Raw genomic sequence first — 16,641 nt, forward strand, 5'->3', positions numbered from 1 at the left:
CTAATTATTAATTAATATTTACACCTATGGAATTTAAATACGGAGGTTCTGAAACCAATCAAAAAACAGTGCTAGGGCATCCTTCCGGACTGTTTGTGCTATTCTTTACAGAAATGTGGGAACGTTTTTCTTATTACGGAATGCGTGCATTACTCGTACTTTTCTTGGTAGCCTCTATTACTGATGAAGGTGGCTGGGGCTGGGAAAGAGCAGACGCTACGCTTCTTTATGGTTGGTACATCGGACTTGTGTATTTAACTCCTGTACTTGGGGGTATTATAGCAGACAAGATCATGGGATATCGAAATGCGGTTATTCTTGGTGCATTAATCATGACACTTGGACACGCATCTATGGCTCTTGAGGTTTTTGTAGACCTTTTCTTTTACGTTGGTTTGACACTTCTTATTCTAGGAAACGGTTTATTTAAGCCGAATATTTCTTCTATGGTAGGGCAATTGTATAAGGATCAAGGAAAAGAAAAAGATGCTGGATATACCATTTTCTATATGGGGATTAATGCAGGTGCGTTCTTAGGTATTTTACTATGTGGATATATTGGAGAAAGTGTTGGATGGCATTATGGTTTTGGTCTTGCTGGCGTATTTATGTTTTTTGGTATGTTACAATTTTATTTTGCTCAAAAAATCTTTGGGAAAATTGGATTGTCACCAAAAAATGCTGAAGATTTTGATGATGCGATTGAAGACAGTTTAGAAGAAACGAAGGAAGCTATTCAAGATACTGTAGAAGAAGCTGAAAATTCTGCTGTTGTAAAGGATCGATTAATGGTTATTGGTATTTTTGCTTTGTTTACTGTTTTCTTTTGGTGGGCTTTCGAGCAAGCAGGTTCTTCTATGACCATTTTTGCAGCAGATTATACAGATAGAGCTCTAGATGGTTCAGCAGCTACTACCTTTAATATTGTTAATACCATTATTACTGTAGTACCTCTTTTGGTGATCACCTATGTATTGTTTTTATTATTTAAACAAACCTTTAAAAAATATGCACTTTCAAATATATGGTTAGGACTTAGTTTTGCTATCATTTGGGCGATCGTTATTTGGATGTTAGTTAGAGAATTCTCTAGTGATGCAACTGAAGTTAAAGCATCATGGTTTTCTGTTTTAAACTCATTGTTTATTATCATTTTTGCACCTTTCTTTTCTAAGTTATGGAAGACAAAATTCAATCCAACGGGACCTATTAAGTTTGCGATTGGACTTGTGCTTCTAGGTTTAGGATTTGCTTTCCTAGCGTATGGGTCAATGGCTATTCCTGATGGGGCAAAAACAGCAAGTGTAAGTATGATTTGGTTGATTCTAGCCTTTTTGTTTCATACACTGGGAGAATTATGTATTTCTCCAGTAGGGTTATCCTATGTGAGTAAGCTAGCACCTGTTAGATTGGTAGGATTAATGTTTGGAGTATGGTTTATCTCAAACTTTTTGGCAGGAGTAATTGGTGGTTGGACTGCTAGTTATATTGATCCAATTAGTGAAGAATATGGACTATCTACATTCTTCTTGATATTTACATTGATACCTGTTGCGGCAGGAATAGTCCTAGTAGTTTTAAATAAAACATTGTTAAGGAAAATGCACGGGATACGTTAATCTTGTAACACATTATATATTTTCAGAAAACGTTCCTTATCTTGGAACGTTTTTTGTTTGTAAGGGATAGACAAACATAGAGACATAGAAAAAAATACTGATGATGAGAAATTTACTTTATATGTGTGTATTCCTTTTTGTGAGCACATTAACGGCACAAGAAATAAAATGGATGACTTTTGATGAAGCACTTGCTGCACAAAAGGAAACGCCTAAAAAAATCATTGTAGATGCGTACACTACTTGGTGTGGCCCGTGTAAATTACTAGATCGAAATACTTTTGGGAATAAAGAAGTAGCAGATTTTATTAATGAGCATTATTATCCTGTAAAGTTTAATGCAGAGGGGACAGAAGAGGTCAACTACTTAGATAATGTATATACCAATCCTAGACATGATCCTAACCGTCGTGGACGTAATAGCCAACATGAGTTTGCACAGGCTATGAAGCTTAGAGGATATCCTAGTATTGTATTCTTTGATGAACAAGGTAATTATATTCAGCCAGTAGTAGGATATAAAACGCCTCGCCAACTGGAGATTTTCCTTAAGATGATCCAAAATGATGATTATAAAGACTTGACCACACAAGACAAGTGGCAAGCGTATCAAGATAATTTTAAATACACTTTTGGAGAGTAAACCTCCTTACAGTATTCTAAAAAATCCCTTTTCATACGTGTTATGAAAAGGGATTTTTTGTTGGGCATATCTCATAGTAAATAATAAGTATATGGGAGAGAAGTATTTTATACCTTTTTATGATGATCTTTGGTTCGCTTTCGCGAAAGCGTACTAAAAACCTCAAACGATGTTTATACAGTAGACAAGTAGATACACGTCTGTGATTTATAATCTATACCGGTGCGCAACATCCATTCGTAAGATCTTATTTCTCATGTACTAGAAAGATTGTATTCATACTATGACTAGTGATCGTCTATCACGCATACAATCTTTTGAAAATAAAACGAACTTTATTACTACCGAGTTAAATATAAAGATTAGCCGATAAAATCGTCCTCGAAATTCGCGAATTCCAATAAGTCAAGATTGTTTGACTACATTTTATTTTGTTGATTTGTAAGGCAATGTTTAGATATGATCAATCATAAATAATTGATTAATAGATATCTAAAATTAAAAAATAAACTGAAACTCCAGAGCCTTTTATTAGTGTAGTTGTCAGATTTTCACAGGACTAGTTCCCCATTTTATGATTTTGCATTTGTACTGTGATAGAAACTACTTCTATTGGCTTTATGCTTCAACACGATATTCTCTCGCGAGGAATAGACATAAACTGCGAGTGTCTATAATTAGTCGCGGTATATTAATTCTTTGACGATGTCATAGAAAATTCAAATTCTTAGCTGGATAGATGGTACCTCATATTCATTAAGTCTAAATATTTTACTAACTATTTAAATTTTTTTAAAATGAAAAAAATGTTTTTAATTCTAGCTTTTGGGCTATGTATGTTTTCGACTATTACTAAAGCTACAGAAGCATCTGCCGAAGTAAATGTAGCGCCTGCAGAGGAAGTTGTATTTAGTGATCTAACTCTAGAGGGGGATCCATGTATTGCATTGGCTATTATTGCGGAAGTAGCTGCATGTGGTGCAGTACTATGCGATGACGACGTTTATTGGGCCGTATATTTTGCATGTAAAAATATGGACGAGATACTTGAATAATTAATCTTAAACATGGGGTCTTTATTCTATTAATAGAACGAAGACCCTTCTTAATAATTTAATAATGAGGAATTTTTTAGTAAGTAGTGTACTTAGCCTATTTGTTTTTGTAAATGTACAGTCACAAAAGTCAGGAGTAGCTCAGTATCGTGTTATTCCTAAAGACGTAAATGCCATACTGGATCAAAATGACGGTGAAGCTAATGCTATTATAAAGCAGATCTTAAACGCTTCAAAAGACTTTGATTTTGTACTTTATTTTGATGCCAAAGAGAGTTTGTACTATAGGGAAGAACAATTAAGTACTGGAAACAGTACAGCGTTGAGTCAAAAATTGGCCAAAGCGTTAACAGATAAAGGAGTACATTATCAGAACAAAGAGCAGGATGTGTCTATCAGAACATTCTTTGGTTTGGGTAAGGAGTATCGTATTCAGGATAATTTGTTCTTGGAATTTACTATCACTAAAGAGCGAAAAAAAATAAGAGAATTTGAATGTATAAAAGCGATTCTTAATTGTTTTGATTGTGGCGGGAAACCGATAGTTGTCTGGTTTGCGCCCAATGTACCGATTCCTTTTGGTCCTGAAGGATATGGAGGACTTCCGGGGTTAATTGTAGAAGTTGAGAAAAAGATGTTCTCATTGCAGTTAAGTAGCCTTGAGTTCAAGACACTACCCAAAAATAAAATAAAAACACCAAACAAAGGAGAAGTGATTACTAAAGAAGCATATCGCAAATTATCAAAAAGAATGCGAAAGAACAGCGGTTTCTAGTGAAGTAAATAGAGTCGGTAAAATGCATTTGTGTATCGGCATCCGTAGGCTTTGGTAAGTGACCAAAAGAACTTTCTTAATATCGAGAATATTGTTTGCAATTATGTTTATAAGCTTTAGTAAGCTAGTAATAAAACCTTTTAGAATTTATATATTCTAAAAGGTTTATTTCAATAGATATAATCATTATGAATATTACAAAGATTTAAGGACAATCTGTAGTCATTCCTCCTATTTCTGTTCCTGTCAATGCACAGGGAGGACAGCTTTTTTTTGTTATTGGTGGTGGACAACCAGGAGGAAACTCACTAATGATTTGACAATCCAAAGTACCTGTAGTGTCTCCTCCTTTTATGGTGTTAAGATTTGTCAATCTGGAAATAGTTGTCTTCTCAATACGCAGTTGCATTTTCATTTTTTTCATAGTTCCTTAATTTTAAAAGTTATGCTGTCAAATCTATCTTTTTTAAGTATTTAACTAGTTTCGTAATATCATGTGTTTATCGAAATTCGCGAATTTCGATAAACAATACATGCTTTATTTCCTTAGATTTTTTAGAAAATAAGAAGGTTTAAGTCCTGTTCTTTTTTTGAATGCAGCGGCAAAAGATTCAGAAGTGTTAAAGCCGGCTTCTTCTGCGATGCCTTTGATTGTATAATGTCGTAAGATGTTGTTCTCTTGTAATTCGTTTAGAATATAATCAATCCTATGATCATTGATATAGTGCACAAAGGGTTTTCCTTTATGTATCTTTATAACTTCGGATAAATATTTTGTATTGGTAGAAAATCTTTTTGCTAATGATGTGACTTTTAAATTTGTTTTTAAAAAACCTTTCTTTTTTTCAAAGTTTTCCAGCTTGCCTAGTATGGAATCGATAAGCTCCTCACTTATCGTGATATTTTTTGAAAGTACGTGTTTGTTTTTAGATACGCTCCTCACTTTTTTATTCTTTGTTCCAGTGATGATTTGATTAAATCTTTTTTTGTAAGCCCTATGCTTTTTGAATTGAAAAACGGATATGCCGATTAATAGAATGACAAAGACAATAAGGTAAAGTGTTCTAGTATTTAGCTTTTCTGTTTTATTTTCTAATCGTTTAATTAGAGATTCTTTATTGTTTAATAATCCTGGAGTATCAAATTCTGAATGAAGTCTATCGCTCATACGTATCTTTCTTGTTGCAACAAGACTATCAAATCGTAATAGCTTATTGATCATAATGAAATACGCACTATCGTTTTTATGCTCTTTATAATCAGACATAAAAAATTCATAGACTTCTCTGGTTTCGGGGATTATGATATTCGTTTTGTCTAAAAGAGAATCTACTCGATGCAAATATGTTTTTGCGCTTTCTGAATCCTTATAATAGTTTAGCTTTAATTTTCCAAGATAGAGTTGCGATAGTATATAGTAATTTCTGTCAAAAAGATCATTAAAGTTTAATTCTGAAGCAGCCTTAAGCAATAATGTTTCAGATGCAACAAATTTGCCACTCTCATACAGATTAATTCCTTCATTTAAAGTCAAGATATCATGATAATAAGGAATCTTATTTAGGATGTAATGATGGTAATAATAAGAGGCAGAATCATGCTTTTTATTATAACGCATTGATTCTGCAAGACGTAAGACTATTATAGCTAGTTGTGATGAATCTTTATGCGTTTTGGAATTTTCATAAGTATAGCGCTTTTTGAACAATTCCAGAGCTTTGTCATGTTTTCCAATATCTTTTTTTAAGATACCTATTCGATCTAAAGCAATATGTTCATAATTTTTATCACCATATTTTATGGAAAGCTCCTGCACTGTGAGATAATGAGATAGTGCTTTGTCATATTCAAAATACCTATGATAATGAATACCTAGTGCTACATGAGAAGTGACAGCATATATACTATCTAGTCCTTGAGTAGCTTTTAATGATTTTTTTAGAAGTCTTAATTTGTCATTTTTATTTTTTTCATAATAAGAAAGGTAATTTAAAGCACTGGATTTCTCATATTTATCATTATTTATAATTGCTTTTTTGAGGTAGGTGTTGAGATATAGCGTTGAAGTAAGTGTATCTTCATAATTGTTAATGCTTTTCTTAAACAAATACTCATAGCTTTTATCCTTAAGGGAATCTGGGATGGTAAAATTTTCTTCTTGACCTATACAGATCTGTGAGAGAAAGCAGAGTAATAGAATCTGGAGGAAAAGAGGTACGCTTTTTAATATGGCGTTTAAGTACTTGAATAATAGGATCATCAATTTTTTTAATTTCTAAATTAGTCAATTTGAAAAGAAAACTTAGAACATATTTCAAACTGGTCGTGTAGTAAAAAAAAGCATGGACTAAGATGTGATTATATAGACATGACAACACAGGATATGTGACAATGCTATCATGATTATTTTAAATATACTTCTGAGAATAAATCCTTATGGTATTCTAAAAAACCCCTTTTCATACGTGCTATGAAAAGGGATTTTTTGTTGCGCACAACTTGCCTTCCAACGAGTGATATCACTTTTGTAATTTGTACCGTCTGCTATAATCGTTGTATTAGGATATAAGGAGATAAGGTGATCTAGATGGATATTGGGTGATTGACTTAATAAAACATAATCGGGTTGCATACCAGAAATAGTATAGATAGATAAGCTATCTATCACGAGTAGCTTTTTTTGTTTTATGCTAAAATAATTTTGCATAGGAAGCACACAGATGTTATCTAAAGGGAAAGTATTTTGGTATGCTTCTATACGATTATCATCTTTATATTGATAGGTGCTATCTCTTGTATATACTGTTATTTCGTTTGTTGTATATATTCCAATTAGCGTTTGTCTGTTTTTATGAAATATAGTGAGATGTGATTCCTCACCATAATATTTATTATAGTTATTAATAGATATGCTTATTAATACGATTATAAATAGTGTCAAGATTTTTTTATAACTATATTTTTTTAATAATGCTATAGAAGCTATGAGTATGACATATATCATAAACATACTTAGAGAGGTCAAAGATATGTGGGTGATGACAAAAGCTTCTTGAATTGCTATCCATTGTATGAAATGGTTTAAAGTGTCGATAATTTTACCATAGAAAATAGCTAACCAGTCTGGTAATATTGAGAATGCACTTAGACATATTATAAGGACTCCTATAGATAGCAGAATACCCAGGAATGGTAATACAACACTATTAGAAAGTAGAAATAAACCTGGAAACTGATGAAAATAAAACAAACTTAAAGGTGCAACTCCTATTTGGGCAGCAATTGTTACGGTGATAATACCCCAGATTTTACGAGGGATATAATATTTAGGAGTATAAAAACTATATAACCAAGGTTGTATCCATAAGATGGCAATAACAGCAGTGTAACTCAATTGAAAACCTACTTCATACAGTAATGATGGGTTTATAATTAATAAAATAAAAGCAGAAAATAAAAGCGCATCATTGGTTTTTCGTTTTCCACCTAGTGTATCACCTACTTCTAAAAAGCTAAACATGGTAACAGCTCTTAATACAGAAGGAGATAATCCTGTGATAAATGCAAAGAACCATAATAACCCTATAATAATTCCTGATCGTATCCAACGAATTCTTCGAAAGGCAATAGGATGTGTAATAAACCGTAATAGAAGCAATATAATTCCTACATGCAATCCAGAAACAGCAAGTATATGCATCATTCCAGCATTTGCATATTGAGTGCTTATTTCTTTGTCAATCCCTTGTCGTTGCCCTAAGAGTAATGCCTTGATAATAACCAATTGATCTGGGGTGAATTTTTCTCTTTTAAGTTTTGAGAGTACGCTTTCGCGAAAGCGGGAAGACCATACCCACATGTTTTCTGATGTTTGATTAGAAGATAGTATCTCTTGTTTATCTACAAAGAATTGTCCATATATCTGTTTTCTTTTTAAGTACTGTCCATAATCAAATTGGTATGGGTTTTTAGGAATTGGGAGATTTGTTATAGGAGCTCGGATATAATACCATTCTCCAATTTCTAAGGATGACATTGTGCTATCCTTCTGTATATTGAGTAAGACGTTACCTGCTGTTTGTATACTATCTTTCTGATGAAGAATAACAACATATTTATTATGATATGTTGTAGGTTTTAACTTTCCCTCTATTGAGAAAAGGAATGTATGTGTATTTGTGTCTTGTTTGTGTGTGTAATGGGAGAGGTTTAATAATGGATTTCTGATTGATGTATTTAGAATTCCAATATTAAAAAATAATAGTAGAATTCCTATACCAAAAGGTATAGACCACTGTTGTTTTTTTTGAGCTAAAACATGACAAGTAAAAAGGAATATGCATAAAATAATGATACTACTAATAAGAAGAGAGAACGATATAGATATATAGGTGCTAACAATAATACCTAGAATAAATGCAGATGTTGCTTTCCCAAAAAGAAGATTAAAATGATTCAAAATAGGCGTGCTTTTCTAAGGTATCAACCTGTTAGAAATGGCAGCACCTATTATTGTGTTATCATATGAATGGGGTAGCGTAATTGATGATAGATTATTTAATCATCTTAATTTTATTTTTTATAATTCTGAAAGATGTCATTTTAAACCAGACTAACCTTGTTTAGATTTAGTTAATAAGCTTTAAGTGAATATGTATGATGTCTCTTTTAGGTTTAAAATGGTACATGTAATTCTTTGCTTATAAGTAATTTGATGGTAATGCCTATTTGACCCAAATGGTATACAGTATGATGTAAGAGACCATCTATTGCAAACTGAAATGGTTGTTCTTTTTTAAAATCAATATCATTATAAGTTTCTTGTAGGAATGTATCGCTTTTACTTCCTAAAAGGACTACAATTTCTAAGATACTTTGCTCATAATCTGTTTTGAGTTGCGACCATCCTATTTCTTGTAATGTAGCATTTGATCTCCAGTTCTCAGGACTGTTATCGAGTACCTTTCCTTTTTTATTTCTTATTTTATAAGCGGTGTCTTGGTTCCAGATTGTAAGATGTGCCATGATCTCTGCTATACTGTGTATTTGTGGAATAGGACGTATAAAAGCAGTACCCTCTGTAATTCCAGAAACTTTGTCCATAAAGTTGGTGCCTACCCATAACTCTCCTTCATGAATGCAGTTAAACTGACTTATAATATCAATGATTTTAGTATTCATAATTCATTAGTGTCTTTAAGTTATACGACGGATAGTTTATATTGGTTTACTGTTTTAAAAACTATAACCTATAATATTTATATATAGTGTATAGGGATATATAATATCATAGCGCGCGTGCTATAGTTTTTAAAAACAGTCCCCTAACTAATACCAAACTAACTAAAAGGTATTAGCGCTTTATTTGTTTTATTTTGGTGTATGTTTTATAATATGGAGAAGGGAATTCCTAATATTTACTTTATGCGCTTCATAAAAATTAGATTGTAACATCCCTTCTCCTTTTTGTTTTAAAGGAGTTGATTATCCATGTTTTTTGTTTTTCAAGTGTCCTGTTTGTATATCTATATAACGAAATGCCTTTTTTATAAAACCTATTGCTTTAATGATTAGATATATCATCAAAATTATAAAGATGACTAAAAAGACTTGCCAGAATATAGAGTCTATACTTGTTTCGATGATTGTTGTTTCCATATTTACTTTTGTGTTGATCGTAAATTGATTTATTGCTCTTGAAATATTTTTTGGTTAATCATATTCATTAAGTCCGTAGAGCACTTCTTTCATTTTACTCCCATTAATTTCTATAGGCTTATAAGCTGTATTGAATTTATCTATTGCCACAATAATACCTTCTTTGAGTTTTTTATATTCCACAGGAATCTTACTTGCACATTGTTTTTCATTCTCGTAGCTATCAAGCATAATTCCGAACTTCTCATAAAATTTTGCTCCCTGATCTATAAAAGCATTGTACTGTGTAATAAATTGTAAAAGCCTATCTATAGGAAACTCTAAATTAATTTGCATTTTATGTGCTTTGTAACGTTTACTATCATCTGCCAAAGCTTCATTGAGTGTCTCTAAATAGGTGTCTAGATGTTCTCTTACACTATCCCAATCATCACTATTACGACATTCTTTTAATGGTGTTTTATATTTGATAGGTTTTGTAAAGTCTACAAAGAGTTGTTGCAACTCAATGATGATATTGTCATTACTTTTTTGCAGAAATACCGTTTCAAAATAGATCGTATTAAGGTCATTGTGCATCCGTAGGGTAAAATCTAAAATGCACTCTACATCTTTAAGGCTTTCTTCTTTTTGTGTTTTAGAAGTTCCATCACTAGTAAATAGAGAAATAAACGAATGAGCTACCGATGCATAAATATTATTCCCTAAGATATTAGTAAGGTCAAAACCTTTCTTTTTATCTGCTTTAGCGCCTATAGTTTCTTTAATATTTTTAAATTCTGGATAATTGTTAGGGTTGGCAATTTTATTAATCTCATGAAACGTACTTACAGATGCAAAATGATGGTCTAGCGCAAGGGTTTTTTCATATAAAATTTTGATGATTTGTAAACCTTTGATATATCGTATTTTACTTAAATCTGAAAGTTCATTCAGTTTGAGACGTTCCCTTTCTTCCTTAAGCTTGCCTTTTTCTAATAACCAATATAGTTTTTGGTCATTAGTATTGCTTTCTACAATACTTTGATTGGCTTTGGATAACTCAAGAGAGATGTTCATATACTTTTCTTGATAGGTTGCCTTGGTTTTTTCTATCTCAATATATAATTGTGTTATATATTCTTCTATGGAGGGTTCTTTGATCATAACGGTGTCTGTAATCGCATAGATCTTTTGAATACCACAAAGAGATAAAATGATAGTGATGTATATGATGATTTTCATACTGTTATTCTTTTGTGTTAGGTTCTATAATCGTGATATCGATATAATCTTCTGTAATGATTGTAGGGTATGTTTTTGCTTCTAACTCAGTTATCTGTTTTGAGCGTGTGATTGAAATTATAGCTGTTACTTGTTCAGATAGGGACAAGGCTTCTTCCATTATAAATTGTAATGAATCTTTGTTTTTTGATGTAATAGATGTTCCTAATACGCGATCTTGTTCATCTTGCGTAAGTTTATTTCTATAGATTCGTAAAACTGTAGTTCCTTCTTTGATGTGAATAAAAGAAGCATTGTTTGTGTTTACAGTCTTATTGTCTGTATCAGGAGTATTTGTTATCGTACAAATTCCTCTGCCTGTACAGCCAGTTCTGCTTCCAATTGTGATCATTGTGGTTTGAGAAAAGGCAATAGTAATATTGCACACTAAGAATAGTGTGATGAGTATTGTTTTCATATGATTTTTTTTGAATATAAAGCGCCATCTTTCAGTAATGACGCTTTAAGAATTTAAAACCCGAAAATGTATTTAATAATTATTAAAAAAGATTCATTACTTTTTATTGAAAATTGATCAGACTTAAGCTATTTTGGTATTCGATTTTGGTATATTTTAAATCAAAATAAACATGTTAAAAGTTATTTTTTATTTATTATCAAAAAAAGAATTGCTCCAATGAGAGGCATCATAATGATGATGATGATCCAAATAATCTTATTACTTTGTTTCATTTTAGAGTTTTTGAACAATACATATAAAGCATATATTATTAATGCTAATACTGCTAATAATAGAATACTTGAAATGAAATTTGGCATATTTTTTAACTTTAGGTTAATTAAATAGCTATTTATACAAAGTTCTGAAATACTGATTTTCTATTCTAATTGGACAAATAGTTTTTTAAAATATTGAAGCGGTTTAAATTCTTTTGATTCTAATGAATAAAATACAAGTTGTTTATGTCTTATGATAAATAAAGCTTCTAAATGAAAAAATTTAAACCGCTTCAATATTAATTTAGAAGAATAAACTCAATAAGTGACACAGTGGAGAATAAACAATACAAAGTACAGTGCCTGCCTCCGTTTGAGTATCAAAAAGACAATTATTTGCACTTGGACAATCACCAATATCTCTCGTATTAGAGATAGTATTACTAGTTAATAAATCTTTAGGAAATTTCTTACTCTTAGGAACTAGTATTTGTGTAACTCCATTTTTATCAAAGCTAATTTTTACTAATCCGTCGAATTCCTTCATGAATTTTGTGACAGTTTTGATTCCTCCAGAATTTGTTTTTTTTGCACTTCTTTTGTTTTTCCATACATCTGGAATTTCTAGAATAGTTGAATTATCATTCATTGTTGGTGATATAATAATTGGACCTTCTGTGATTGTATAATTATCTTGTGCCTGAGCATTTATATTCCCTGTGATCGCTATAATTGTTAACGTTATAAATATTTTTATTTTTTTCATATACTAAAACTTTAATTGATTTTTGCTGCCTACTCATTCGCTTTTCGGTGACCGCGGCTTAGTTTTAAGTGAGAGCACCTCACATTGGGTAAACCGTTACCTGTTTTAAAACATTTGTGTCTTTATTTTATAATGACAGGCATTAGTTTGTTTTTTCGAAAACTGTGAGATCTTTTACCTTGTAGAAGGATTCTCTTTTTTATAGGATATTTACTTTGTCACTATTTGATTTTTGAGAAAACCTAATGATGGTTTTGTTATTGTTGATAGGTCAAAAGTGAAAGATTTTTAGATGAAGAGCAAGTTCAATAAGTCAAAATTCTTGAATTTATAGGCTTAATTCGTGAATTTGATGTTATTCAAGGTTCTGATATTTAGAAATATGATGTGTTTTGTTAATTGTGTTGTATAATTGTGTTATATAATTCGTTAAAATTTCAAATGTTTCTATCCAAAATTTTAATTTCAATAATAATTTTATTTGTTCCGAATGAAATTTATGGGCAACTAAATAAAGATATTAACGAGGATTTAAGTGTTAGTGAGTTGATTTCTAAGTATTATGATGAAAGAAACGAAGAAGTAAGAAGTATTTATGGATATAAATTAATAGAGTTAGGACAACTGAAAATTGATACTACAGTAAGAATTACAGGGCATTTTTTATTAGCACAATTAAAGTTGAACCAAAATGGAGTAGGTTTAGCTCATTCGGACAGTGTAATAAAGTTGTCTTCTATCAAACCGAATGCTTATCATCCTGCTTTAGCTTATATGAAAAAAGCTGAAATTTATTTTGAAGGAAAAGAGTTTCTAAAATCATTTGAAAATTACCTTGCTGGACAGTCGTATGCAAAAAAATATCCTAATAAAGATTTATTACCTGAAATTAATTATAGAATTGCTATTTTGAAAAATCGAGTAGAAGATTATGAAGGGGCTATAGATCTGTTTAAAAAAAACATTGATAGCACTTCTATCGAAATTACTAATAATAATTATTTATTAAGCTTATTTGGACTTGCAGATGCTAACATGCACCTACATAAAATAGATTCAGCTGTATACTACAATGTACTAGGGTTAGAAAGAGCACAAAAAACTAATAATAATATGTACAACTTTTTTTTGATGAACGAAGGGTATATAAGTTTTCATACTAAGAATTATAATAAGACAATAGAGAAGTTATCAAGATTAGATTCCTTTTTGATAAAACAAAATGACTTAATTAATTTATCCCAATCTAATTTTTATCAAGGAAGAAGCTATTTGTTCCTAAACGATACTATAAAGGGGTTGAAAAAATTTAAAATTGTAGACTCAATTTTTAATATTCAAAATGATCTAACTCCCGAAATTAGATCAATGTACCCTATACTGATTAACTATTATAATAAAGCGAAAAAAATAGATTTAGAATTGTATTATTCTAAACGTCTATTCAGACTTGATAGTATTATTAATTCATATAACTTAAATTTAGCAAAAAGGATTTATAAAAATCATGATATCCCTTTAGTTATAGAAGAAAAAAATAATGAAATAGCTCAATCAGAAAAAAGAAATCAATTATCAAATAAAATAATAAGTTTTACAATATTGATTTTAGTATTAATAACTAGTGCTTTTATATATCAATACTTTAAAAAGAAAAAAATTAAAGCTCGATTAGATTATCTAATTGAAAATAAATCTGAAACTATATTAATTAGTAATGAAGATATAAAACCTAAATCTTATCCAAATATAGGGAATGATATAATTCAAAAAATCTCAAATTCCCTTGAAGAGTTTGAAATGAATAATGGGTTTTTAGATTCCAATATTACAATTCAAAACTTGTCAAAAAAAATTAAAACAAACCCTAAGTACTTATCTTACGTTATCAATAATAAAAGGAACTTGACCTTTTCATCATACATAAATATATTGCGTGTAGAATATGCCATAGATCGATTAAAACGCGATAAGATGTTTAGGAATTATACAGTTAAAGCTATTGCAGCTGAATCGGGATATAATAATCCTGCATCATTTTCAAATGCATTTCGAAAACTTACTAAAGTTAAGCCTTCTCTTTTTATTAAAGAACTCAATAAGAAAAGTTGATTAAAATACATTGAATTCGCGAATGTGATGTATAACTCCTAAATTTTTAGAGATTACTTTTAAAATGAATATTAGATTTACCAAGTAATCAAAATAATATTAAAATGAAAAAAAATGAAATTTCTTTTAGAAAATTTATAATTTCAAGAATCAGTGATTTAAATAATATTCAAGGAGGTAATGGTCCCACTGGAGATGGGAATAATACAACAAATCCGCAAGCTCCAGCACCTGGAAAAGTAAGGAAATGTATAAATGATTCAGCAGATTGGGTAGAGGAGGAAGTCCCAAATGGGCAAGGAAACGAAAATCAATAATTAACTTGATATACAACTAAAGAGAAGATAAATACTTCTCTCCTCTTTAGTTGTATACAGAAATAAATCTATGAGAATACAAAGGATATATTTACTATTGTATAGTCTGTTTTTTATACAAATATCTTGTAATGATGATAAGAGATATACTAATTTTTCTAAAGAGATAAAACAGATAGAGGTTAAGAACTCTTCTAATTTATTTTGGCAGCATCTTGACATAGAGAAAGATACAACTCCTGGTGTAAGTTTAGGTAGAGCGATTGAAACCCTTCCTAAACGAAAAATAACTCCTGTAATAATTGCTATTTTAGATCAAGAAATAGACATCTATTCAGATAAACTATCGGAAATAATTTGGAGAAACTCTAAAGAAATAGAAGGTGATAATATAGACAATGATAATAATGGATATGTAGATGATATCCAAGGATGGAATTTTAGAGGGAATAATCAAGGAATTTCTAGTTCTGCTTCTGTAAATGAGTATGTGAGAGTAGTGAGAGATTATGAAAATAAAAACCTTACTGTAGAAATCACCCTAGAAGAGTATGAACGTGCTAAGAAAAAATTAGATAGTAAGCTAAAAAAAGCTAAAGAGGATAAGGAATATGCCGATATGCTTGAAAGAATAGTTTCGGAAAAAGAAAAAATAATAGTTCCTCTTCTTAAAAAGAATAAATACACTGTTGGGGACCTTAATAGTTTAATAAATTCTTCTTCAGATTCAATAGTTAAAAAATATTCAAAAATTTTAATAGGTTTTCTAGAAAATAATTGGAATTATGAATCTATTTTAAAATATCAAAAAGAGACAACTCAATATCTGGTAGAAACCCTTAATGTTGATTTTAATGATAGATCACTTCAAAAAGATGACCCATATAACATTAATGATATCTATTATGGTAATAATAATGTTTCTTCTAACTTAGATGAAGCAACGCACGGTACTATAGTTAGTGGTATCCTTGCTCGTTTTTATGAATATTTTAAAGAAAATAATGAAATGTCTCCTATTAAAATTATGCCTGTTGTTATTTCTGGATCTGGAGAAAATCCTGATAAGGATATAGCTGTAGCTATAAAATATGCTGTTGATAATGGAGCTTCTATAATTAGTTTAAGCTTTGGCAAAGAGTTTTCAACTCATGATAGTTGGGTGAAAGATGCGATTTTATATGCTCAGATAAATGAAGTGCTTATTGTTTCTTCTGCGGGAAATTCATATAATAACATTGATAATCCTTCTATTTATAATTATCCTAATGATACTGAGGGTAATATTGAGTTTAGTAATAATTTTATAAAAGTAGGTTCTTCTTCTAGACATTTAGATAAAAGATTAAAAAGTAGATTTTCTAATTATGGAAAGGAGCAAGTAGATATATTTGCTCCTGGAGATTCTATTCAAACACTCCTTCCATTCAATAAAACAAAATGGGAACGTGGAACTTCGTTATCTAGCCCTTTAGTGTCAGGTATTGCAGCTCTTATACGAGCTTATTACCCATCGCTTACCGCTTCAGAGGTAAAACAAATCCTTATGGACTCTGGTGTAGAATATGACATTCTTGTAGATGTCCCTACTAAAGAAAATCCAGAACAACAACTTCCTTTCAATCAACTCTCAAAATCAGGTAAGATTGTAAATGCCTATAATGCCATGTTGATGGCAGAGCAATTTGTAAAAGAAAAGAAGAAAAAATAATATCCATATATCATACCCCTAGCTATGATCAAAAATATATGTTT

Annotated in this window: 15 protein-coding genes; 7 read left to right on the forward strand and 8 right to left on the reverse strand. The window is 30.6% G+C overall.

Annotation, left to right across the window (positions count from 1 at the left end; genetic code table 11):
- Nucleotides 1–26 precede the first annotated feature (26 nt).
- From ABJD27_RS07430 to ABJD27_RS07445, 4 genes are all read left to right on the forward strand, one after another.
- Nucleotides 27–1,619: a peptide MFS transporter gene (locus ABJD27_RS07430; protein ID WP_348174086.1), complete on the forward strand. Its 1,593-nt coding sequence runs from the start codon at nucleotides 27–29 to the stop codon at nucleotides 1,617–1,619.
- Between the two features lie 103 nt (nucleotides 1,620–1,722).
- Nucleotides 1,723–2,262, forward strand: coding sequence for a thioredoxin fold domain-containing protein (locus tag ABJD27_RS07435; protein ID WP_348174136.1), 540 nt, complete (start codon nucleotides 1,723–1,725; stop codon nucleotides 2,260–2,262).
- An 806-nt stretch (nucleotides 2,263–3,068) separates the two neighbouring features.
- Nucleotides 3,069–3,317: a hypothetical protein gene (locus ABJD27_RS07440; RefSeq protein ID WP_348174087.1), complete on the forward strand. Its 249-nt coding sequence runs from the start codon at nucleotides 3,069–3,071 to the stop codon at nucleotides 3,315–3,317.
- A 64-nt stretch (nucleotides 3,318–3,381) separates the two neighbouring features.
- The gene (locus tag ABJD27_RS07445; RefSeq protein WP_348174089.1) at nucleotides 3,382–4,092 is read left to right on the forward strand and encodes a GLPGLI family protein; all 711 of its coding nucleotides are present in this window, start codon (nucleotides 3,382–3,384) and stop codon (nucleotides 4,090–4,092) included.
- 205 nt (nucleotides 4,093–4,297) lie between these two features.
- Here ABJD27_RS07445 and ABJD27_RS07450 read toward each other — a convergent pair whose 3' ends face one another.
- From ABJD27_RS07450 to ABJD27_RS07485, 8 genes are all read right to left on the reverse strand, one after another.
- A complete protein-coding gene (locus tag ABJD27_RS07450) occupies nucleotides 4,298–4,516 on the reverse strand; it encodes a hypothetical protein (protein ID WP_348174091.1) in 219 nt (72 codons plus the stop codon).
- A gap of 114 nt (nucleotides 4,517–4,630) precedes the next feature.
- Entirely contained in the window at nucleotides 4,631–6,352 is a 1,722-nt protein-coding gene (locus ABJD27_RS07455) for an AraC family transcriptional regulator (protein WP_348174093.1), read from the reverse strand.
- 174 nt (nucleotides 6,353–6,526) lie between these two features.
- The gene (locus tag ABJD27_RS07460) at nucleotides 6,527–8,551 is read right to left on the reverse strand and encodes a ComEC/Rec2 family competence protein (protein ID WP_348174094.1); all 2,025 of its coding nucleotides are present in this window, start codon (nucleotides 8,549–8,551) and stop codon (nucleotides 6,527–6,529) included.
- A gap of 215 nt (nucleotides 8,552–8,766) precedes the next feature.
- Nucleotides 8,767–9,273, reverse strand: coding sequence for a DinB family protein (locus ABJD27_RS07465; protein WP_348174096.1), 507 nt, complete (start codon nucleotides 9,271–9,273; stop codon nucleotides 8,767–8,769).
- Between the two features lie 303 nt (nucleotides 9,274–9,576).
- Complete coding sequence (locus ABJD27_RS07470) at nucleotides 9,577–9,750, reverse strand: hypothetical protein (protein WP_348174098.1); 174 nt, start codon at nucleotides 9,748–9,750, stop codon at nucleotides 9,577–9,579.
- A gap of 54 nt (nucleotides 9,751–9,804) precedes the next feature.
- Entirely contained in the window at nucleotides 9,805–10,974 is a 1,170-nt protein-coding gene (locus ABJD27_RS07475; RefSeq protein ID WP_348174100.1) for a hypothetical protein, read from the reverse strand.
- 4 nt (nucleotides 10,975–10,978) lie between these two features.
- Nucleotides 10,979–11,431 (reverse strand): hypothetical protein, encoded by a 453-nt coding sequence (locus tag ABJD27_RS07480; protein WP_348174102.1) that lies wholly within the window; start codon nucleotides 11,429–11,431, stop codon nucleotides 10,979–10,981.
- 564 nt (nucleotides 11,432–11,995) lie between these two features.
- Entirely contained in the window at nucleotides 11,996–12,457 is a 462-nt protein-coding gene (locus ABJD27_RS07485; RefSeq protein ID WP_348174104.1) for a hypothetical protein, read from the reverse strand.
- A gap of 441 nt (nucleotides 12,458–12,898) precedes the next feature.
- Here ABJD27_RS07485 and ABJD27_RS07490 point away from each other — a divergent pair, with 441 nt between their 5' ends.
- The 3 genes from ABJD27_RS07490 (at nucleotide 12,899) to ABJD27_RS07500 (ending at nucleotide 16,597) form a co-directional block, all read left to right on the forward strand.
- A complete protein-coding gene (locus tag ABJD27_RS07490; protein ID WP_348174106.1) occupies nucleotides 12,899–14,569 on the forward strand; it encodes a helix-turn-helix domain-containing protein in 1,671 nt (556 codons plus the stop codon).
- Nucleotides 14,570–14,673: 104 nt separating this feature from the next.
- Entirely contained in the window at nucleotides 14,674–14,886 is a 213-nt protein-coding gene (locus ABJD27_RS07495; RefSeq protein ID WP_348174108.1) for a hypothetical protein, read from the forward strand.
- A gap of 70 nt (nucleotides 14,887–14,956) precedes the next feature.
- Entirely contained in the window at nucleotides 14,957–16,597 is a 1,641-nt protein-coding gene (locus ABJD27_RS07500; RefSeq protein WP_348174110.1) for a S8 family serine peptidase, read from the forward strand.
- Nucleotides 16,598–16,641: the final 44 nt, after the last annotated feature.

It is taken from the genome of Dokdonia sp. (assembly GCF_039945015.1).
In the GTDB taxonomy this organism is placed as follows: Bacteria; Bacteroidota; Bacteroidia; order Flavobacteriales; family Flavobacteriaceae; genus Dokdonia.

Bases quoted from the DNA above. Each gene is read 5' to 3' on its own strand.
- ABJD27_RS07440 (WP_348174087.1), top strand. From the start codon at position 3,069: ATGTTTTTAATTCTAGCTTTTGGGCTATGTATGTTTTCGACTATTACT.
- ABJD27_RS07465 (WP_348174096.1), bottom strand. From the start codon at position 9,273: ATGAATACTAAAATCATTGATATTATAAGTCAGTTTAACTGCATTCAT.
- ABJD27_RS07475 (WP_348174100.1), bottom strand. From the start codon at position 10,974: ATGAAAATCATCATATACATCACTATCATTTTATCTCTTTGTGGTATT.
- ABJD27_RS07435 (WP_348174136.1), top strand. From the start codon at position 1,723: ATGAGAAATTTACTTTATATGTGTGTATTCCTTTTTGTGAGCACATTA.
- ABJD27_RS07455 (WP_348174093.1), bottom strand. From the start codon at position 6,352: ATGATCCTATTATTCAAGTACTTAAACGCCATATTAAAAAGCGTACCT.
- ABJD27_RS07480 (WP_348174102.1), bottom strand. From the start codon at position 11,431: ATGAAAACAATACTCATCACACTATTCTTAGTGTGCAATATTACTATT.
- ABJD27_RS07485 (WP_348174104.1), bottom strand. From the start codon at position 12,457: ATGAAAAAAATAAAAATATTTATAACGTTAACAATTATAGCGATCACA.
- ABJD27_RS07495 (WP_348174108.1), top strand. From the start codon at position 14,674: ATGAAAAAAAATGAAATTTCTTTTAGAAAATTTATAATTTCAAGAATC.
- ABJD27_RS07490 (WP_348174106.1), top strand. From the start codon at position 12,899: ATGTTTCTATCCAAAATTTTAATTTCAATAATAATTTTATTTGTTCCG.
- ABJD27_RS07445 (WP_348174089.1), top strand. From the start codon at position 3,382: ATGAGGAATTTTTTAGTAAGTAGTGTACTTAGCCTATTTGTTTTTGTA.
- ABJD27_RS07500 (WP_348174110.1), top strand. From the start codon at position 14,957: ATGAGAATACAAAGGATATATTTACTATTGTATAGTCTGTTTTTTATA.
- ABJD27_RS07470 (WP_348174098.1), bottom strand. From the start codon at position 9,750: ATGGAAACAACAATCATCGAAACAAGTATAGACTCTATATTCTGGCAA.
- ABJD27_RS07450 (WP_348174091.1), bottom strand. From the start codon at position 4,516: ATGAAAAAAATGAAAATGCAACTGCGTATTGAGAAGACAACTATTTCC.
- ABJD27_RS07430 (WP_348174086.1), top strand. From the start codon at position 27: ATGGAATTTAAATACGGAGGTTCTGAAACCAATCAAAAAACAGTGCTA.